The sequence below is a fragment of the Acidovorax sp. ACV02 genome, assembly GCF_014851475.1.
GTDB lineage: Bacteria > Pseudomonadota > Gammaproteobacteria > Burkholderiales > Burkholderiaceae_C > Acidovorax > Acidovorax delafieldii.
Genome location: NZ_JACUZU010000014.1, coordinates 1 through 19,049 on the forward strand (window position 1 = coordinate 1; position 19,049 = coordinate 19,049).

Annotated in this window: 16 protein-coding genes; 13 read left to right on the forward strand and 3 right to left on the reverse strand. The window is 65.3% G+C overall.

Going from position 1 to position 19,049, the window contains the following annotated elements; all coding sequences use genetic code 11:
• On the forward strand, positions 1-359 hold a 359-nt coding region (locus IB236_RS23290), incomplete at its 5' end, for an electron transfer flavoprotein subunit alpha/FixB family protein (protein WP_225581339.1).
• Positions 360-486: 127 nt separating this feature from the next.
• Positions 487-1,470: a tripartite tricarboxylate transporter substrate binding protein gene (locus IB236_RS23295; RefSeq protein WP_192422385.1), complete on the forward strand. Its 984-nt coding sequence runs from the start codon at positions 487-489 to the stop codon at positions 1,468-1,470.
• 35 nt (positions 1,471-1,505) lie between these two features.
• Here the strand turns inward: IB236_RS23295 and IB236_RS23300 are convergent, their stop codons facing one another.
• On the reverse strand, positions 1,506-2,351 hold the full coding sequence (locus IB236_RS23300; protein ID WP_056058413.1) for a MurR/RpiR family transcriptional regulator: 846 nt from the start codon (positions 2,349-2,351) through the stop codon (positions 1,506-1,508).
• Between the two features lie 255 nt (positions 2,352-2,606).
• On the opposite strand from IB236_RS23300, the gene IB236_RS23305 reads away from it, so the two are divergent.
• The 4 genes from IB236_RS23305 to tal all read left to right on the forward strand — a co-directional run bounded on the left by IB236_RS23305 (position 2,607) and on the right by tal (position 7,950).
• Positions 2,607-3,635 (forward strand): ABC transporter substrate-binding protein, encoded by a 1,029-nt coding sequence (locus IB236_RS23305; RefSeq protein ID WP_116748974.1) that lies wholly within the window; start codon positions 2,607-2,609, stop codon positions 3,633-3,635.
• 96 nt (positions 3,636-3,731) lie between these two features.
• Positions 3,732-5,882, forward strand: a complete 2,151-nt coding sequence (locus IB236_RS23310; protein ID WP_225581340.1) for an iron ABC transporter permease — start codon at positions 3,732-3,734, stop codon at positions 5,880-5,882.
• Between the two features lie 27 nt (positions 5,883-5,909).
• Entirely contained in the window at positions 5,910-6,992 is a 1,083-nt protein-coding gene (locus tag IB236_RS23315) for an ABC transporter ATP-binding protein (protein WP_192422387.1), read from the forward strand.
• A gap of 7 nt (positions 6,993-6,999) precedes the next feature.
• A complete protein-coding gene (tal, locus tag IB236_RS23320; protein WP_116748975.1) occupies positions 7,000-7,950 on the forward strand; it encodes a transaldolase in 951 nt (316 codons plus the stop codon).
• A 928-nt stretch (positions 7,951-8,878) separates the two neighbouring features.
• On the opposite strand, the gene IB236_RS23325 is transcribed toward tal, so the two are convergent.
• Positions 8,879-10,276 (reverse strand): sensor histidine kinase, encoded by a 1,398-nt coding sequence (locus IB236_RS23325; protein WP_056744047.1) that lies wholly within the window; start codon positions 10,274-10,276, stop codon positions 8,879-8,881.
• Positions 10,277-10,437: 161 nt separating this feature from the next.
• Entirely contained in the window at positions 10,438-11,154 is a 717-nt protein-coding gene (locus IB236_RS23330) for a response regulator transcription factor (protein ID WP_056058426.1), read from the reverse strand.
• A 174-nt stretch (positions 11,155-11,328) separates the two neighbouring features.
• On the opposite strand from IB236_RS23330, the gene IB236_RS23335 reads away from it, so the two are divergent.
• From IB236_RS23335 to IB236_RS23365, 7 genes are all read left to right on the forward strand, one after another.
• The gene (locus tag IB236_RS23335) at positions 11,329-12,579 is read left to right on the forward strand and encodes an ABC transporter substrate-binding protein (RefSeq protein ID WP_056058428.1); all 1,251 of its coding nucleotides are present in this window, start codon (positions 11,329-11,331) and stop codon (positions 12,577-12,579) included.
• A 123-nt stretch (positions 12,580-12,702) separates the two neighbouring features.
• Complete coding sequence (locus IB236_RS23340) at positions 12,703-13,821, forward strand: carbohydrate porin (protein WP_121943767.1); 1,119 nt, start codon at positions 12,703-12,705, stop codon at positions 13,819-13,821.
• Positions 13,822-14,291: 470 nt separating this feature from the next.
• Positions 14,292-15,170, forward strand: coding sequence for a carbohydrate ABC transporter permease (locus IB236_RS23345; RefSeq protein ID WP_015012611.1), 879 nt, complete (start codon positions 14,292-14,294; stop codon positions 15,168-15,170).
• Positions 15,160-16,029: a carbohydrate ABC transporter permease gene (locus tag IB236_RS23350; RefSeq protein WP_056744049.1), complete on the forward strand. Its 870-nt coding sequence runs from the start codon at positions 15,160-15,162 to the stop codon at positions 16,027-16,029. The genes IB236_RS23345 and IB236_RS23350 overlap by 11 nt, the downstream gene beginning before the upstream one ends.
• Positions 16,030-16,308: 279 nt before the next feature.
• The gene (locus IB236_RS23355) at positions 16,309-17,370 is read left to right on the forward strand and encodes an ABC transporter ATP-binding protein (RefSeq protein WP_192422388.1); all 1,062 of its coding nucleotides are present in this window, start codon (positions 16,309-16,311) and stop codon (positions 17,368-17,370) included.
• 273 nt (positions 17,371-17,643) lie between these two features.
• Entirely contained in the window at positions 17,644-18,621 is a 978-nt protein-coding gene (gene glk / locus IB236_RS23360) for a glucokinase (protein WP_192422389.1), read from the forward strand.
• Positions 18,618-19,046 carry a VOC family protein gene (locus tag IB236_RS23365; protein ID WP_192422390.1) on the forward strand — a complete coding sequence of 143 codons (429 nt, stop codon included), beginning with the start codon at positions 18,618-18,620 and terminating at the stop codon, positions 19,044-19,046. The genes glk and IB236_RS23365 overlap by 4 nt, the downstream gene beginning before the upstream one ends.
• Positions 19,047-19,049 lie beyond the last annotated feature (3 nt).

A 19,049-nucleotide genomic window follows, 5' to 3' on the forward strand; every position in this document is an offset into this window, starting at 1 on the left:
CCGCTGCCAAGATCATCGTCTCCGGTGGTCGTGCGCTGGGCAGCAAGGAAAAGTTCGACGAAGTCATGACGCCCCTGGCCGACAAGCTGGGCGCCGCCCTGGGTGCCAGCCGCGCGGCGGTGGACGCAGGCTACGCACCGAACGACTGGCAAGTGGGCCAGACGGGCAAGATCGTGGCGCCGCAGCTGTATGTGGCCGCCGGTATCTCGGGTGCCATCCAGCACTTGGCGGGCATGAAGGACTCCAAGGTGATCGTGGCGATCAACAAGGACCCTGAGGCGCCGATCTTCAGCGTGGCCGACTACGGGCTGGAAGCGGATCTGTTCACGGCTGTGCCTGAACTGGTCAAGGCCGTCTGAGCCCCGCAGATCACAAGCACAGCCCATTCAATGGGATCTGAGTGCTATAAAAAATATAGCTTTTAGCGCTTGTTCGACGGGCGCTGAGGCTGCTTTTTATACCTATAAATCAGCAGGAGACAAAACCATGACCACATTCCTTTCCCGTCGCAGGCTTGTCCAGGCCACCGGCGCAGCGCTGGCCAGTGCGGCATTGCCAGCACTGGCCCAAACCAGTTGGCCCAGCCGCCCGATTCGCATCATCGTGCCGTACACGGCGGGCGGGTTTACCGACCAGATGGCGCGTCTGCTGACGGTAGGCCTGCAAAAGCAATTCGGTCAGTCGGTTGTCATCGACAACAAACCCGGCGCGAACAGCATCATCGGCGTGGATGCCGTCGCCAAGTCCACCCCGGACGGTCACACCTTTGGTGTGGTCATTCCGGCCTTTACCGCCAACACCACGCTTTACCCCAAGCTGCCCTACAACCCGCGCAAGGACCTGATGGGCGTGTCGCTGCTGGGTGTTTCTCCCTTGGTGGCGGCGGTGGCGCCCAATGCACCATTCAAGACGGTGAAGGAACTCGTGGCCTATGCCAAGGCCAACCCGGGCAAGGTGAGTTTTGCCTCATCAGGCACAGGCTCTGCCGCGCACCTCACCAGCGAGCTGCTCAAGTCACTGACCAAGACCTTCATGGTCCATATTCCCTACCGCGGCGCAGCCCCGGCGTTGACGGACTTGCTCGGCGGCCAGGTGCCCTTGTTCCTCGACCCTCCGCCCAACCTGATCCAGCCCGCCAAGGCAGGCCGCATCACCCTCATCGGCGTAGCCAGCGAAAAGCGCTTGCCCATGCTGCCTGACGTGCCGACCTTCATCGAGCAAGGCGTGCCCGGCATGCTGGGCAGCACCTGGGCCAGCATGATTGCACCCGCAGGGACGCCGCGCGACATCGTCAAGCGCATGTCGGACGCCGTGAACGCCATCATCCAGAGTGATGAAACCAAGGCCAAACTCGACACCATGGGGACCTTTGGTGAAGGCACCACGCCCGAGGCGTGCGACGCTTTTCTTGCGGCCGAAACGACCAAGTGGGGCAAGGTGATTCGCGAAGCGGGTGTCACGCTGGACTGAGAAGGCGTGGGCCGGCCTGGCCTGACGGCCAGGATTTACGCGTAACGCTTGGCCCGCAGGTTTTCCTTCATCTGCTGCAGGATCGGCTGCAGCGAGCTGCCGATGCGCAGCGCCACGCAGGTGGCCAGCACGTCGATGATGAGCAAGTGCATGAGGCGAGACACCATGGGGCTGTAGCGGTCGTAGCCCTCGGGGTGGTCGGCCGCCAGATGGATCTGGCAGGTGCTGGCCAGGGGCGAGCCGCTGGCGGTGATGACGATGGTGGTGGCGCCGTTGCGGCGGGCGATGTCTGCCGCGTCCATCAGGTCGCGGGTGCGGCCCGAGTTGGAGATGATCACGGCGCAGTCGCCTGGCCCCAGCAGGGTGGCGCTCATCACCTGCATGTGGCCGTCGCTGCTGGCAATCGAGGTCACGCCCAGGCGGAAAAACTTGTGCTGTGCGTCCTGCGCCACGATGCCCGAGTTGCCCACGCCGTAGAACTCGATGCGTTTGCCTTTCTTCCACGTGTCGGCAATGGCCTCGGCCGCACGTTCGATGGCCACGGTGCTGGCCGCGTTGCGGTATTGCAGGAACGCTGCCACGGCGTTGTCCACCACTTTCACCAGCACATCACCGGTCTTGTCGTCTGCATCCACACTGCGGTGGATGAAGGGCACGCCTTCGCTCACACTGCCTGCCAGCTTGAGCTTGAAGTCCGCCAGCCCGTCGTAACCCATGCTGCGGCAAAAGCGCACCACGGTGGGTTTGCTCACATGCGCGCGCTCGGCCAGCTCGCGCACGGGCAGGCGGGCGAAGGTGCGGGGGTCGGTCAGCACCAGCTTGGCCACGCGCTGTTCGGCGGGGGCCAGCGAGGGCAGGGAGGCGGTGATGCGGTCGAGCATGTCAGTCTGTGAAGGCAGGGCAGGCTGCGCAGGGGGCCTTGGAAAGGGCTTGGGTGGACGCTTCATCCACCGGCTGTGCGCGCGGTGGTGGGGCCATCTGCGTTTAATGTAACTCGGTTCCCAAAGGTATGGGGTCCGCGCAATCCCTGCCTTTCAACCTGCTTGCACGGGGCCTGGGCGTTTCCCCCCTGGCTCGGGCAGGCCCTGCACGCATAGCATCCTCCATCACGTTATCCAGATACTGAGGAGCCTTCCATGCGCAAACCCTTGCTGACAAAACTTCTGGCCGGTGCGGCCCTTGTGGCCGCTGCATCGGGCAGCTGGGCCCAGGGCCAGGTCAACATCATCTGCTCGGTGCAGGCCGAGTGGTGCAACCTGATGTCCACGGTGTACGCCAAGACCACTGGCACCAAGGTCAACATGACGGCCAAGGGCTCGGGCGAGGCGCTGGCGCAGCTCAACGCCGAGCGCGCCAACCCCAAGACCGACATCTGGTTTGGCGGCACAGGCGACCCGCATCTGCAGGCGGCCGAGCAGGGCCTGACGCTCGAATACAAGTCGCCCCAGCTGGCGCAGCTGTACCCTTGGGCACAAAAGCAGGCGGGCGATTCCAAGTACCGCACCGTGGGCGTGTACCTGGGCCCGCTGGGTTTTGGCTACAACAAGGAGCTGCTGGCCAAGCGCAAGCTCAACCCGCCCCAGTCGTGGGCCGACCTGCTCAAGCCTGAATTCAAGGGCGAGGTTCAGATGGCCAACCCGGCCTCCAGCGGCACCGCCTACACCATGATCGCCACGCTGGTGCAGATCATGGGCGAGGAAAAGGCGTTTGAATACCTCAAGGCCCTGCACCCCAACATCAGCGCGTACACCCGTTCAGGCACGGCGCCTGTCAAGGCGGTTGCACGCGGCGAGACCACGGTGTCCGTGAGCTTCGTGCACGACGTGACCACCGAGGCGGTCAACGGCTTCCCCGTGGGCTCGGTCACACCTTCTGAAGGTACCGGCGCCGAGGTGGGCTCCATGAGCATCGTCAAGAACGGCCCCAACACCGAGGCCGCCAAGAAGTTCTATGAATGGGCGCTCACGCCGGGTGGTCAGCAGTTTGGCCTGGCGGCCAAGCAGTTCCAGCTGCCCAGCAACACGCAGGTGCCCAAAGACCCGCGCATGACCGATCCGGCCAAGATGAAGCTCATCAACTACGACTACGCCAAATACGGCGCCAGCGCCGAGCGTCGCCGCCTGATTGCGCGCTGGGAAAAAGACGTGCAAAACGCAACGCGCTAAGGGGTGGTGGTGTCGGCAGCAGCGGCGGCGCACGCAACCCTTCGGACCAGGACTCCCGGTGCCTCGGTCAACCGGCCCCTGTGGGTCTGGCTGGCCATGGGCTTACTGGGGTACCTGGTGTTCCCCTGGTATGCACAGCAGGACGCCAATGGCCTGCTGGCGGTGGGCCAGGTCTTCAGCAGCGAGCAGGCGGCCAACGGGCTGATGCAGGCGGCCTTGTTCGGGCGCCCCTGGCTGTGGCTGGGCCTCGCCGGGCTGGTGGTGGCGGGCCTGGGTGCCTGCCTGCCCGCCGGGCGCAAGCAGGGTGCCCTGCTGGTGGCGGGGGGTGCGCTGGGGCTGGTGGCCCTGCTGCTCAGCGGCTTTGCGATTGGTGCGCGCGGCTGGGCGTTTGAATGGATGAACACCAGCCTGGGCGAACTGGGCGCGCGCCAGCCCGGCATGGGCTGGGGCGGGTTTGTGGTGCTGTCGGCGCTGCTGGTGCTGCTGTCTTTCGGGGTGGCACGGCGGGGCTTCTTCAAGGGCGATCTGTTCGTGGCGGCTGCGGTGGTGGGCTGTGGCAGCCTGCTCGCGCTGTTCATCGTGTTTCCGGTGCTCAAGGCGCTGTCGGCTGCGTTTTTTCTGGAGGACGGCCCGTTCTCGCTGGCCGTGGTGTGGGAGCGCATCGCGCACGAGCGCAACTTCAGCCTGTCGTGCCTGGCGGGCGGCCAGCGCTGCGGTGTGGCCTGGAACACGCTGTTCCTGGGCTTGATGACGGCCACCAGCACCACGCTGCTGGGCACCTTCATGGCCCTGATGGCCGAGCGCGCATCGCGCCGCTATGCGCGGCCGCTGAACATCGTGGCGCTGCTGCCCATCATCACGCCGCCGTTTGTGGTGGGCCTGGGGCTCATCCTGCTGTTTGGCCGCGCAGGCGTGTTCAACCAGTTTCTGGAATACGCGTTTGGCATCACGCCGTCGCGCTGGTTCTACGGCTGGCTGGGCGTGTGGGTGGCGCAGACCTTTGCCTTCACACCCATTGCTTTCATGATCATGCGCGGCGTGGTGCAGGGCGTGGCGCCCAGTCTGGAAGAGGCCGCGCAAACGCTGCGTGCCAGCCCGCACCGCACCTTCATGACCGTGACCCTGCCGCTGCTCAAGCCGGGCCTGGCCAATGCGTTCCTGGTGGGCTTCATCGAAAGCATGGCCGACTTCGGCAACCCCATCGTGGTGGGCGGGCAGTTCTCGGTGCTGTCCACCGAAATCTTCTTTGCCATCGTGGGTGCGCAGTACGACCAGGGCCGTGCCGCGTCGCTGGCCTGGATCCTCACGTTCTTTGCGCTCACCGTGTTTGCCATCCAGCGCGGCTTGCTGGGCAAGCAGAACTTCACCACCGTATCGGGCAAGGGTGATGCAGGCATTGCCATGCCGCTGCCCACCGGCGTGCGCCGTGTGGTGCACTCCATTGCACTGCCCTGGATGGCGTTCACCCTGATCGTGTACCTGTTTGCACTGGCGGGCGGTTTTGTGCAGACCTGGGGGCGCGACTACACCATCACGCTGGCGCACTTTCGCACGGCGTTCAGTGTGGAATGGGGCGCGTTTGGTGTGGTGTGGGCGGGCACCGCGTGGAACTCGTTTTTCACCACGCTCAAGCTCGCCGCCATCTCGGCGCCGCTCACGGCCACGCTGGGCATCGGCATTGCGTGGCTGCTGGCGCGCACCGAGTTCCGGGGGCAGGGCGCGTTCGAGTTTGCAGCGCTGCTGGCTTTTGCCATTCCCGGCACGGTGCTGGGCGTGAGCTACATCCTGGCGTTCAACGTGCCGCCGTTCGAGCTGACGGGCACCGCCCTCATCATCGTGCTGTGCTTCATGTTCCGCAACCTGCCGGTGGGTGTGCGTGCGGGCACGGCGGCGTTCAAGCAACTCGACCGGTCGCTGGATGAGGCGTCCGTCATGCTGCGCGCAGGCAGCGTGCAGACGCTGCGCCACGTGGTGCTGCCGCTGCTCAAGCCCGCGCTGGTGGCTGCACTGGTCTACAGCTTTGTGCGTGCCATCACCACCGTGAGCGCGGTGATCTTCCTGGTCACCGCCGAGAACGAGCTGGCCACCACCTACATCATCGGCCGCGTGGGCAATGGCGACTATGGCGTGGCGCTGGCGTACTGCACGGTGCTCATCGTCCTTATGTCGGCCTCCATCGGACTCATTCAGCTGCTGGTGGGTGACCGCAAACTGGGCCGCCGTGGAGCCGCTCCCGCTGCGCACTGATCCCTCTGACAAAAAAGAAAACACGCCATGAACAACAATGACGCGGGCATCGTGTTCCGCAACATCACCAAGCGCTACGGCAGCGACAGCAGCGCGGCCCTGGCCGTCAAGGGCATCAGCTTTGAGGTGCCGCGCGGCACGCTCACCACCATCCTCGGCCCCTCGGGCTGCGGCAAGACCACCACCTTGCGCATGATTGCGGGGCTGGAATCGCCCACTTCGGGCGAGATCTTCATCGCAGGCCAGGACGTGACCACGCTGGGCCCCGCGCAACGCAATGTGAGCATGATGTTCCAGAGCTACGCGTTGTTCCCGCACATGAATGTGGTGGAGAACGTGATGTACGGCCTGCGCATGTCAGGCCAACCCAAGGAGCAGGCGCGCACCAAGGCCGTGGAGGCGCTGCGCGGCGTGGGCCTGGTGGGCTATGACGACCGCCTGCCCAGTGAACTCTCGGGCGGGCAGCAGCAGCGTGTGGCCCTGGCCCGTGCGCTGGTGCTGGAGCCCGAGGTGCTGCTGTTTGACGAGCCCTTGTCCAACCTCGACGCCCGCCTGCGCCGCGAGATGCGTGAAGAGATCCGTGCGCTGCAGCAGCGCCTGTCGCTCACGGTGGCCTACGTCACGCACGACCAGGCTGAGGCCATGGCGGTGAGCGACCAGATCATCGTGATGAACCAGGGCCTGATTGCGCAGAAGGGATCGCCGCGCGCGCTGTACGAAACCCCGCACAGCGAGTTCGTGGCCGGTTTCATGGGCGAGGCCATGCTGTTCCCGGCCGTGGCCGACGCTGACGGAACGGTGGCACTCGGCCCGCTGGTGCTGCGCCCCCGCATGGCGGTGAAGAGCGGCCCGGTGAAGGTGGCGGTGCGGCCGGAGGCCTGGCGCATTCATCGCCAGGGCGCGGGCCTGCTGCCCGCCCGGCTGGACAAGCGGGCGTACCTGGGCGCGGTGTACGAATACACCTTCGAGACCGCGCTGGGCCACATCTTTGTGGTGTCGTCCGACCTGGACGATGTGCTGGCTGTGGGCGACGCGGTGCAGCTGAGCCTGGGTGCCCACGGCGTATCAGTGGTTGGTAGTACCGAAGGCGCCCGGACCAATGCGGAATAATGGCGCCATGACGAACCAACTCGACGCCCTCAAACAGTTCACCACCGTGGTTGCCGACACCGGCGACTTTCTGCAACTGGCCCAGTTCCGTCCGCAGGACGCCACGACCAATCCCTCGCTGATTCTAAAGGCGGTGCAAAAGCCCGAATACGCGCCGCTGCTCAAGGACACCGTCGCCAAATGGCAAGGGCGTGCGATGGACGAGGTGATCGACCGCCTGCTGGTGCGTTTTGGCTGCGAGATCCTGACCCACGTGCCCGGCCGTGTTTCCACCGAAGTGGACGCCCGCCTGAGCTTTGACACCAGCGCCACCGTCACGCGCGCCGAGCGCATCATCGAGCTGTATCAGGCCGAAGGCATCCACATCGACCGCGTGCTCATCAAGATCGCGGCCACGTGGGAAGGCATCCAGGCCGCCGCCCAACTGGAGCGCAAGGGCATCCACACCAACCTCACGCTGCTGTTCTCTTTTGCCCAGGCCGTGGCCTGCGGCCAGGCCAAGGTGCAGCTGATCTCGCCGTTTGTGGGCCGTATTTACGACTGGTACAAAAAGCAGGCGGGTGCGAGCTGGGATGAGGCCGCGCGCGCGGGCGCCAACGACCCCGGCGTGCAGTCGGTCACGCAGATCTACAACCACTACAAGCGTTTCGGCATCGCCACCGAGGTGATGGGCGCGAGCTTCCGCAATGTGGGGCAGATCACGGCGCTGGCCGGGTGCGACCTGCTGACCATTGCGCCCGAGCTGTTGGCGCAGCTGGCTGCGAGTGATGCACCGTTGCAGCGGGCGTTGGATGCAGAGGCTGCCAAGGGCATGGACTTGCCTGCGGTGAACTATGACGAGGCGGGGTTCCGGTTTGCGCTGAATGAGGATGCGATGGCGACCGAGAAGCTGGCTGAGGGGATTCGGGCGTTTGCAGTGGACGCTGTGAAGCTGGAGAAGCTGATCCTCGCGGCTTGAGCTCGGGTTTCTTTTTTGAGCGGCTGGTGCCTGGGTTGCGGGCGCTGGCCGTTTTTGTTTTTGGGGGGCTCTTGGGAGCATGTTGGGCCGCATGCCTGTGTTGAGGGCGGAGGCCGGGAGTCGCCCGGCGTGCGAGTAACTTTCTTTTGCTTCGCCAAAAGAAAGTCACCAAAGAAAAGGCGACCCCCAGTCTGCGACCCCTTCGCGGTGCGAAGGGGCAGACCTGCGGCGGGGCGGCTGCGGGGTGCGCCGTGGAACTCGCTTTGCGCTGCCGCGCGCCGCTCAGACAGCCACGGCGAGTCAGAGCACGAGGCATGTGCGCTTCGACGCCCATGCTCACCCCACAACCGCCCCGCCGCAGGCGCAGCCAGCAGGGGTGGACAGCTGAATATCCAAACAACCGAACATCCATTCGGGCCATTGCTGCGCTCGGCCCAGGCTGCGCAGCGCGAAGCGCTTGCGCCCGCGAGGTGGGGCCGAGCGCAGCGATGGCCCGTGTGGATGTTCTGCTCCCCGAGCCCCTCTGGATGCGCCGAGGAGCGCAGGGTTTGGCGGATCAGGGCTCGCGTGTGTCTGAGCGACGCGCAGCGGCGCGAGTTGAGCGAGACCCCGCCAAACCCGAGCACCGCAGGTTGCCCCGTAGCGTCAGCGCAGGGGACGCAGACAGCGGGGTCGCCTTTCTTTTGGGTACTTTTCTTTGGCGGAGCAAAGAAAGTACCTCGCCTGCCGGGCGACTCCCGGCCTCCGCCCTCAAAGAAGGCATGCCATTCGATGCGCACAAGCCCCCAAGACTCAGCGCGCACACCAGACGCATGAAACCGTCAATTTCCGCTGGAAATCTTCAGCCCAGACGTGATGAAGTTCACTATAAAAATCATAGCTGCCAAGGCATGAAGCACTAGCGCACCCAGCCAAAAACACCAAAAACTCACCCCGCAGGCAGCCGCATCCCCACCCGCAACCCCTTCGGCACCACCCCTTCCGCCACCGTCCGCCCCCCGTGCCGCAGCGCGATCTCTTCCACGATCGACAGCCCCAGCCCACAGCCCCCCGCCTTGTCCGACCCGCGCCAGAACCGCGCAAACAGATCGCCCAGATGCTCCGCCGGCACGCCCGGTCCATCGTCCTCCACCACCAGCAGCGCCCAATGCCCGGGCTCTTCATGGCCCACGCGCACCGTCACCGTGGCACCGGGGCCCGCGTAGTGCAGCGCGTTGTCGATGAGGTTGTTCAACGCCTCGCGCAGCAGCAGCGGGTGGCCCTGCGCGGGCAGGTGGTCCACGCCCTCGTAGCCCAGGTCCATGCCCTGGGCCAGGGCGCGGGCGGCCCATTCGCGGGCCACCTCGCGGGCCAGGGCGGCGAGGTCGATGGACTGCATCTCCACGTTCGACTCCGAGCGCGCCAGCTGCAGCAACTGGTGCACCAGGTGCGCGCTGCGTTGCGCGGCCGACAGCACCTTTTGCAGGCGGGCCTGCACTGCGGGTTCGTGGCTCTCATGCAGGGCCAACTCGGTCTGGCCGATCAGGCCTGCGAGCGGCGTGCGCAGCTGGTGGGCAGCGTCGTTCAGAAACCGCTTTTCCTTTTGCTGGCCACGCGCCACGGTCTCCAGCAGGCGGTTGATGGTGCTGGCCAGCGAATGCACTTCCTGCGGTGCAGAGGTCAGCTCGATGGGCGGCAGCGGCGTGGTGCCCGTGTGGGGCTGCGCGCCTGCGCGCTCAATTTGCGCCTCCAGGCGCTTGAGGGGTTGCAGGCCGCGCAGCACGCCCGCATACACCACTGCGCTCAGGGCCAGGCCCATCAGGCCCATGGGGAACACCATGCGCTCCAGCAGTTCCTGCGCAATGCGCTCGCGCACTGTGAGGCTCTGGGCCACCTGCACGCGCAGGCGCTGGCGGGTGGAGGCGGTGCCGTAGTCCACATCCAGCAAGGCCACGCGCACCGGTTTGTCGTCCACCCGCGCCTGGTACAAAAACGCCTCGCCCACCGCCACATCAACCTGGGCGGGCGGTGGCGGCAGCTGCGCGTTGCCCAGCAAAAAGCGGCCGGGCGGGGACGACACCATGTAGGTGATGCGGTCGGCCGGGTCCTGCTCCAGGATGTCCTGCGCGGCCTTCGGAAAGTCCACCAGCAGCCCATCGCCAATCGGCTTGATCTGCCGCGCCAGCGCCCGCACCGACTGGGTCAGCGTCTGGTCAATGCCCTTCTCGCCGTTCTGCAGCGCAATGCGCCACGCCAGAAACCCACCCGACAACCACAGCACCAGCTGCGGCAGCAGCAGCCACAGCAGCAGCTTGCGTTGAAGAGAAACACCCGGGACGTGACGCATGAATGGCCGTAAAAATTAAACGGCGCGCGTCTTGCAACTGGCGCGACCAAGGCCAGTGCCGCCGCGCAAGGGCCGCCAAGCCGCAGATACGGCGCTGCGCTTGTGTGCGCTGGCGGCATCCCCCCCACGGGGGGAAGATGCGTAGCATCTCAGGGGGGGCTTCATGGCTTGTTCAGCATGTACCCCAGCCCCCGGATATTGCGGATCACCAGGTTGGACTGGTCGAGCTTCTTACGCAGGCGGTGCACATACACCTCCAGTGCATTGGAGTTCAGCGGGGCGGCGGTTTGGCCGGGCTCGGGCGGGCTGGCGCGCCAGGCGGCCAGTACGTCGTCGCGCGTGACGACTTCGCCACAGCGGTGGGCCAGCAGCTCCAGCAGCTCCCACTCGCGCTGGGTCAGCTCCAGCAGGTCGCCATTCAGGGCCGCGGCATGGCTGGCGTGGTCCAGCACCAGCGGGCCGATGGTGGTGCTGGCAACACCCGCCGCGCTGCTGGCCTGGGTGAAGGCGGGCTGGCGCGCGCGGCGCAGCATGGCCTGCAGGCGGGCCTGCAGCTCCTGCATGTTGAAGGGCTTGGTGATGTAGTCGTCGGCCCCGGCGTTCAGGCCCAGCACGCGGTCGTCGACGCCATCGCGGGCGGTGAGGATCAGCACGGGCAGGCCGGCAATGTGCGCGCGGGCCCAGGTCAGCAGCTCCATGCCGTCGGCGCCGGGCAGGCCCAGGTCCAGGATGATGCCGTCCACCGCCTGCGTCTGCAAAAGCGCCATGGCCTGCGCCACGCTGCTGGCGGTGCAGACGCTGTAATCGAGTTGCTTGAGCTGGCCGGTGAGAGCGTCGAGCAGGAGGGCGTCGTCTTCGACAATCAGTATCGTGGCCATGGATTGAGCATAACAAAGGCCCCTGCAACGGGCCCTCTGTGGGGCCGCTGCGACTCTCAGGGAAAGCCCTGAGAATTAAATTAATTATTGTAATTAAAGTACCGACTGCGCTGAACGGCACCGGTATCACGGCGCAGCAACGGGTTCTGAAAACAACGTCGAGGAGACAAGGGTATGTGGAAGATGACAAAGATCGCCGCACTGGCGGTGGGCCTGGCGGCCGCGATGTCTGCCAGCGCGGGGGAGGTCGAGGTCCTGCACTACTGGACATCGGGCGGCGAGGCCAAGTCGGCCGCCGAGCTCAAGAAGATCATGCAGTCCAAGGGCCACACCTGGCGCGACTTTGCCGTGGCGGGCGGCGGTGGCGACAGCGCCATGACGGTGCTCAAGAGCCGCGTGATCTCGGGCAACCCGCCCTCGGCCGCCCAGGTCAAGGGCCCGGCCATCCAGGAATGGGCGTCCGAAGGCGTGCTGGCCAATGTTGATGCGCTGGCCAAGACCGAGAAGTGGGACGACGTGCTGCCCAAGGTGGTCGCTGACGTGATGAAGTACAAGGGCAGCTACGTGGCTGCCCCGGTCAACGTGCACCGCGTGAACTGGCTGTGGGCCAGCTCCGATGCGCTGAAGAAGGCTGGCGTTGCCAGCATGCCCAAGACCTGGGACGAGTTCTTTGCCGCTGCCGACAAGCTCAAGGCCGCAGGCCTGGTCCCGGTGGCCCATGGCGGCCAGAACTGGCAGGACTTCACGACCTTTGAATCCGTGGTGCTGGGCGTGGGCGGTGCCAAGTTCTACCAGGACGCTCTGGTCAAACTGGACGACAAGGCCATCAACAGCGACACCATGAAGAAGTCGCTGGAGACCTTCCGCCGTATCAAGACCTACACCGACCCGGGCGCTCCCGGCCGCGACTGGAACCTGGCCACGGCCATGCTCATCCAGGGCAAGGCGGGCTTCCAGTTGATGGGCGACTGGGCCAAGGGTGAGTTCATCGCGGCCAACAAGGCGCCGGGCAAGGACTTCCAGTGCGCAGCGGCACCGGGCACGGCCAACGCGTTCACCTTCAACGTGGACTCGTTCATCCTGTTCAAGCTCAAGGACGCAGCAGCACAGAAGGCGCAGAGCGACCTGGCCAGCTCCATCATGAGCCCTGAGTTCCAGGAGGTGTTCAACCTCAACAAGGGCTCGATCCCTGTGCGCACCGGACAGAAGATGGACAAGTTTGACGACTGCGCCAAGCTGTCCAGCAAAGACTTTGCCGACACTGCCAAGAGCGGTGGCCTGGTGCCCAGCGTGGCCCATGGCATGGCGATTGCGCCTGCCACCGAAGGGGCGATCAAGGATGTCGTCAGCCAGTTCTGGAACGACGACAAGGTGAGCGTCGCCGACGCCATGAAGAAGATCGCGGCCGCCGCGAAGACCAAGTAAGCCGTGTCCAACACACGCACCCGCACGCACTAAAACCAACCCCAGAGGGATCCCATCATGAAGACAAGAAACCGCCTCACGGCGGTGGCTTTGGCCGCCGCATGCGCGAATGGCGCCTTTGCTATGGACGTAGCAGGCTTTGAGTTCAACGGCTACTCCCGCGGTGGCCCGGTGTTCAACCACTCCGACGGCGTCAAGGGCAACCTGACGCTGGGCGGCGAACTGCAGAAGTACCGCCTGGGCAACGAGGGCGACAACGGCATCGAAGTCAACTTCGCCAAGGGCTTCGAGGCCGGCGGCATCAACTGGAAGGTGAACTACATGCCCGCCAAGTGGGGCAGTGGCGACATCAGCACCGAACAGGCGTTTGTGGAAATGAGCGGCTTCTCGTTCTCGCCCGAAGCCAAGTTCTGGGTGGGCCAGCGCCGCCTGCGGATCCAGGACGTGCACATCGTCGACTACTTCCTGCTGAACTACGGCGACAACATCGGCGCCGGTGTGACCGACGTGCCTGTGGGTGGCATGAAGCTGGGCGTGGGCGTGTTCTCTGGCGACAAGTTTGACGGCGGCCTGCCCAACAACGTGAAGGCACACCGCATCAACGCCGACCTGTCCGAGATCAACACCAACCCCGGCGGCAAGCTGCGGGTGCTGCTGACCGCCGTGGGCGGCAAGAACCAGGTGGGTGGCGGCTCCGGCTCCGGCATCTCGTTGATGCACACACAAAAGGAGTTCCTGCTGCCCAGCGTCAGCAACACGCTGTACTTGCAGACATCGCGCGGCCATGCCCGTATTGATGGGGAGTTTGAGGCCATCGAGGGCACCAGCGCAGGCAAGCGCGCCACCCGCATTGCCGACTCCATCAACTGGCAAAGTGGCCCGTTTGGCGGCCAGGCCCTCATTGGCTACCAGACCAACAAGGCTGACCTGACCGGCGTGGAGACCAAGGACTTCTCGCTGGGCGGCCGTGGCTCGTACGCGTTCACCAAGAACTTCAAGGGCCTGGTGGAGCTGTCCACCACCACCCGCAAGGGCAGTGGTCCGGACCAGCGCCTGTCCAAGGTCACGCTGGCGGGTGCCCTGGCACTGAATGAAGACTTCTGGTCGCGTCCTGAGCTGCGTCTGTATGTGACCAAGGCCAACTGGAACCAGGCGGCGGCTGTGGCCAACGCAGGCACCTTTGGCGCCAATGGCAAGACCTCGCGCACGCTGGTGGGCGTGCAGTACGAGGTGTGGTGGTAAGAACCTGCTCAAGATCTTTTCGGGGTCGCACAAGTACCTTGCCGGGATGGGGTGCAAGGCGCGGGGCGCAGTGGATAGCCCGGCTATCCACAAGCGCCGCAACGCCGCAGACCGCCCGGCAAGGCACTTGCCCGAAGGGTTGGAGTGAAATCGGGCGATTGGACGCCTCGGCTGCTTGCATGGGCACGAGCCCATGCGGCGCATCCAAGGCATCCACTCATCCCGATTGCACTCCAATGCGATCCCCGAACAGATTTTGAACAGGTTCTAAGTGAGTGAGTAGCGAGTTAGTTTGAGGTAGACACTTTGTTCATTGGGGGGTGCTCTGTGCGCACCCCCCTTTTTTCATGTGACACAAAGTGGGTGAGTGAATGAGTGAATGAGTGAAACGGTGATTCAGTGACTGATCGAGACACCGCGTACCGCGCGCGCAGCGTGTGCAGTGCGTACGCAAGAGAGATTCGCAAGCAATGAAGAATTCCTTTGAAACCTGGCTGCCCAGGCTGGTGGTGACCCCGGCGTTTGTGCTGGGTTTTGCCTTCATCTATGGCCTCATGGTGTGGAACGGCGTGCTCAGCCTCACCGCATCGCGCATGCTGCCCAACTACGAATGGGCGGGCCTGGCGCAGTACGAGCGCCTGTGGGAGATGGACCGCTGGTGGGTCGCCCTGAAGAACCTGGGCATTTTTGGCGTGGGCTATGTGGGCGGATCGCTGGTGATTGGTGTGGTGCTGGCCGTGCTGCTGGACCAGAAGATCCGCGCCGAGGGCGCGCTGCGCACCATCTACCTGTACCCCATGGCGCTGTCGTTCGTGGTGACCGGCACGGCCTGGAAGTGGCTGCTGAACCCCGGCCTGGGCATCGAAAAGATGGTGCGCGACTGGGGCTTCACGAACTTTGAATTTGGCTGGCTGGTGGACACCGAGATGGCGATCTACTGCGTGGTCATCGCCGGCATCTGGCAAAGCGCCGGGTTTGCGATGGCACTGTTCCTCGCCGGGCTGCGCGGCATTGACGACAGCATCATCAAGGCCGCGCAGGTCGATGGTGCCTCGCTGCCGCGCATCTACTGGCGCATCGTGCTGCCTGCGCTGCGGCCGGTGTTTTTCTCCACGCTCATGGTGCTGTCGCACCTGGCCATCAAGAGCTTTGACCTGGTGATGGCGCTGACCGCGGGTGGCCCCGGTTTTGCCACCGATGTGCCCGCCACCTTCATGTACACCATGTCGTTCTCGCGCGGGCAGATTGGCCTGGGCGCGGCCAGCGCCACCATGATGCTGGCCACCGTGGCGGCCCTGGTGATTCCTTACCTTTACAGCGAACTGCGGAGCAAACCCCATGACCGCTAAGCCCTCTGTGTTTCCGTCCGTGGGCCGCCTGCTGGTCTATGGCGTGCTGGCCCTGGCCACCGCGTTCTTTCTGCTGCCGCTGTACGCCATGCTGGTCACCTCGTTCAAGGACGCCGAGGAGATCCGCAGCACCTCGCTGCTGGCACTGCCCGCGGCGCTGAATTGGTCGGCCTGGGGCACGGCCTGGCAGAGCGCCTGCACGGGCGTGGACTGCAACGGACTGCGCCCGTTTTTCTGGAACTCGGTGGCCATGGCCGTGCCTGCGGTGCTGATCTCCACCGTGTGGGGCGCGCTCAACGGCTATGTGCTGAGCCTGTGGAAGTTTCGCGGCAGCGACACGCTGTTTGGCCTGCTGCTGTTTGGCGTGTTCATGCCCTTCCAGGTCGTGCTGCTGCCCATGAGCCAGGTGCTGGGCTGGCTGGGGCTGTCCAGCTCCATCACCGGGCTGGTGCTGGTGCACTGCCTGGCGGGGCTGGCAGGCACCACGCTGTTCTTTCGCAACTACTACGCGGCCATCCCCAAGGAGCTGGTGAACGCCGCACGCATGGACGGCGCAAGCTTCTGGCAGATCTTCTGGCGCATCGTGCTGCCGCTGTCCACCCCCATCGTCATGGTCACGCTGATCTGGCAGTTCACCAACATCTGGAACGACTTTCTGTTCGGCGTGGTGTTCTCGGGCACCGAGTCCAAGCCCATCACCGTGGGCCTGAACAACCTGGCCAACACCAGCAGCAGCGTGAAGGCGTACAACGTAGACATGGCGGCCGCCATCATCGCGGGCCTGCCCACGATGGTGATCTATGTGCTGGCGGGTAAATTTTTTGTGCGCGGGCTGACGGCCGGCGCGGTCAAAGGGTAGGAGAGCCTGTTATGTACTTTTACGCGCCCACGTTGGGCCCTCAGGCCTGTGATCGCAAGGCGCAGTCTGCCGCCGCCAAGGTCGGGACCTTGGCAAGGACTGCAACGCCGCGAGCGCTGGCCTGTGGGCCCAACCCTTCGGGAAAGCCGGGGAAAGGCCCGGCCACGTTGTTGCAGACCGCTTGCGGTATCCATACCGCGGCGCGTCCTGCGCCTAGTTGCCGGGCCTTTCCCCGGCTTTCGTGGGCACGTAAAAGTGCATAACAGGCTCTCATCAATCATGGCGTCATCACTCGACATTGCAGGCATCAACAAGCGCTTTGGCAAGGGCGACAAGAGCGTGGAAGTGCTGCGCAAGGTGGACATCCACGTTGCGCCCGGCGAGTTCCTCATCCTCGTCGGCCCCTCGGGCTGCGGCAAGTCCACGCTGCTCAACATCATTGCGGGGCTCGATGAACCCACTGAGGGCGAGATCCGCATTGGCGGCAAGAACGTGGTGGGCATGCCCCCGCGCGACCGCGACATCGCCATGGTGTTTCAGAGCTATGCGCTGTACCCCACGCTGAGCGTGGCCGACAACATCGGCTTTGCGCTGGAGATGCGCAAGATGCCCAAGGCCGAGCGCCAAAAGCGCATCGACGAAGTGGCCGCCATGCTGCAGATCAGCCACCTGCTGGACCGCCGGCCCAGCCAGCTCTCGGGCGGCCAGCGCCAGCGTGTGGCCATGGGGCGGGCGCTGGCGCGCCAGCCGCAGCTGTTCCTGTTCGACGAGCCGCTGTCCAACCTGGACGCCAAGCTGCGCGTGGAGATGCGCGCCGAAATCAAGCGCCTGCACCAGGCCAGTGGCATTACCAGCGTGTACGTCACGCACGACCAGGTCGAGGCGATGACGCTGGGCTCGCGCATCGCGGTGATGAAGGGCGGCGTGGTGCAGCAGCTGGGCACACCGGACGAGATCTACAACCGCCCGGCCAACACGTATGTGGCGACCTTCATCGGCTCGCCCACCATGAACCTGCTGCGCGGTGCGGCCACGGGCGGGCAGTTTGGCATCCAGGGCGCAGCGCTGAACCTGGCGGCCCCCGCCAGTGCCAACGAGGTGCTGCTGGGCGTGCGCCCCGAGCACCTGGTGATGCAGGAGACGGCCCCGTGGCGCGGCCGCGTCAGCGTGGTGGAGCCCACGGGCCCCGACACCTATGTGATGGTGGACACGGCCGCAGGCAGCGTCACGCTGCGCACCGACGCCCAGACCCGCGTGCAGCCCGGCGACGCCGTGGGCCTGGCGGTAGAGCCCGCCACCGCCCACTGGTTTGACGCCAGCAGCGAGAATCGGCTGGCGTGAGCCGCGCGGCGCAAGTGCCGCCGGATCGTTGCATGTAGTGTGCTGTCCCGCAAATAGCTGCACATGAAATCGCGTCCTCACCCCCAGGGCTGCGTTGCAAATCCTCGCGATAGCTACGGCTATCACTGCGGTTTGCGCCTTGCTCTGGGCGCGATGTCATCGATTTCATTTCGTGCAGCTATTTGCGGGACAGCACACTGGTTGCTATTGAAATAATAGCTGTTAGCGCATGTTCTACTAGCGCTAGCAGCTGTTTTTGCTTAAAAACACCGCATGATACCCCTGCGCCTGCTGGCCGACATTGGCGGCACCAACATTCGCCTGGCCTGGCAAGACCAGCCCGATGGCCCCCTGCACGACACCCGTGTGCTGCCCTGCGCACAGTTCCCCACGGTGGACGCCGCACTGGCGGCCTACCTGGCCGAAGTGAACATCGCCACCCCGCGCGAGGCGGCGTTTGGCATCGCCAACCCGGTCACGGGAGACGCCATCCGCATGACCAACCACAGCTGGAGCTTCTCGCAGCGCGCCGTGCGCGAGGCGTTTGGTTTTGAGCGGCTTGTGGTCATCAACGACTTCACCGCACTCGCGCTGGCGCTGCCCCTGCTCACGCCCGAGCAGCTGCGCCCCGTGGGCGGCGGTGTGGCCGTGCCGGGCGCTGCGATTGCGCTGCTGGGCCCGGGCACGGGCCTGGGCGTGTCGGGCCTGGTGTTTCCGCCCGGCTCGAGCCTGGGGGTGCCGCTGTCCGGCGAGGGCGGCCATGTCACGCTGGCCGCGCAGACCCAGCGCGAGTTCGATGTGCTGGGCATTCTGCAAGAGCGCTACGGCCACGTGTCGGCCGAACGCGCCGTGTGTGGCGCCGGGCTGGTGGACCTGTACCACGCGCTGCGCCGGCTGGCTCAGCGCGGTGGCAAGGAAGTCAGCTCCGCCGCGCAGGTGACCGAGCTGGCGCTGCAGGCCAACGACCCGCTGGCGCTGGAGGCGCTGGAGCTGTTCTGCGGCTTTCTGGGCAGTGTGGCGGGCAACCTGGCGCTCACGCTGGGTGCGCGCGGTGGCGTGTACCTGGGCGGCGGCATGGTGCCGCGACTGGGCACGTGGTTTGACCAGTCCCCGTTCCGCGCACGGTTTGAATCCAAAGGGCGCTTCCAGTCCTATCTGGCGACCATTCCCTGCTGGGTCATCGACCCCAGCGCCACGCCCGCGCTGTTTGGCGCATCGCGCGCGCTGGACATTGCGGGCTCGGACGCATGAGCAGCAACAGCGCACCACCGCCCATGCTCCGGCCCACCGGCGTGCACCATGTGGCCATCATTGCCAGCAACTACGCCCGCTCCCGCCGCTTCTACACCGAGGTGCTGGGCTTGCAGGTGGTGCACGAGCACTACCGCGCCGAGCGGCAGTCGTACAAGCTCGACCTGCAACTGCCTGATGGCACGCAGGTGGAGCTGTTTTCCTTTCCTGAACCGCCTGCGCGCCCGTCCTACCCAGAGGCCTGTGGCCTGCGCCACCTGGCCCTGCGCGTGGCCGACATGGCGGCCAGTGTCGCTGCCCTGGCGGCACATGGCGTGGCCGTGGAGCCGGTGCGCACGGACACGTTCACCGGGGCGCTGTTCACCTTTTTTGCCGACCCGGACGGGTTGCCGATCGAGCTGGTGGAAGAGGGCAGGGCGCGGTAAACC

What these genes read in the sequence shown, in the direction of transcription:
- IB236_RS23340 (WP_121943767.1), top strand. Translation starts at nt 12,703, where the DNA reads ATGGACGTAGCAGGCTTTGAGTTCAACGGCTACTCCCGCGGTGGCCCG.
- IB236_RS23335 (WP_056058428.1), top strand. Translation starts at nt 11,329, where the DNA reads ATGTGGAAGATGACAAAGATCGCCGCACTGGCGGTGGGCCTGGCGGCC.
- IB236_RS23300 (WP_056058413.1), bottom strand. Translation starts at nt 2,351, where the DNA reads ATGCTCGACCGCATCACCGCCTCCCTGCCCTCGCTGGCCCCCGCCGAA.
- IB236_RS23325 (WP_056744047.1), bottom strand. Translation starts at nt 10,276, where the DNA reads ATGCGTCACGTCCCGGGTGTTTCTCTTCAACGCAAGCTGCTGCTGTGG.
- IB236_RS23315 (WP_192422387.1), top strand. Translation starts at nt 5,910, where the DNA reads ATGAACAACAATGACGCGGGCATCGTGTTCCGCAACATCACCAAGCGC.
- IB236_RS23295 (WP_192422385.1), top strand. Translation starts at nt 487, where the DNA reads ATGACCACATTCCTTTCCCGTCGCAGGCTTGTCCAGGCCACCGGCGCA.
- IB236_RS23365 (WP_192422390.1), top strand. Translation starts at nt 18,618, where the DNA reads ATGAGCAGCAACAGCGCACCACCGCCCATGCTCCGGCCCACCGGCGTG.
- IB236_RS23355 (WP_192422388.1), top strand. Translation starts at nt 16,309, where the DNA reads ATGGCGTCATCACTCGACATTGCAGGCATCAACAAGCGCTTTGGCAAG.
- tal (WP_116748975.1), top strand. Translation starts at nt 7,000, where the DNA reads ATGACGAACCAACTCGACGCCCTCAAACAGTTCACCACCGTGGTTGCC.
- IB236_RS23305 (WP_116748974.1), top strand. Translation starts at nt 2,607, where the DNA reads ATGCGCAAACCCTTGCTGACAAAACTTCTGGCCGGTGCGGCCCTTGTG.
- IB236_RS23330 (WP_056058426.1), bottom strand. Translation starts at nt 11,154, where the DNA reads ATGGCCACGATACTGATTGTCGAAGACGACGCCCTCCTGCTCGACGCT.
- IB236_RS23345 (WP_015012611.1), top strand. Translation starts at nt 14,292, where the DNA reads ATGAAGAATTCCTTTGAAACCTGGCTGCCCAGGCTGGTGGTGACCCCG.
- IB236_RS23310 (WP_225581340.1), top strand. Translation starts at nt 3,732, where the DNA reads ATGGGCTTACTGGGGTACCTGGTGTTCCCCTGGTATGCACAGCAGGAC.
- glk (WP_192422389.1), top strand. Translation starts at nt 17,644, where the DNA reads ATGATACCCCTGCGCCTGCTGGCCGACATTGGCGGCACCAACATTCGC.
- IB236_RS23350 (WP_056744049.1), top strand. Translation starts at nt 15,160, where the DNA reads ATGACCGCTAAGCCCTCTGTGTTTCCGTCCGTGGGCCGCCTGCTGGTC.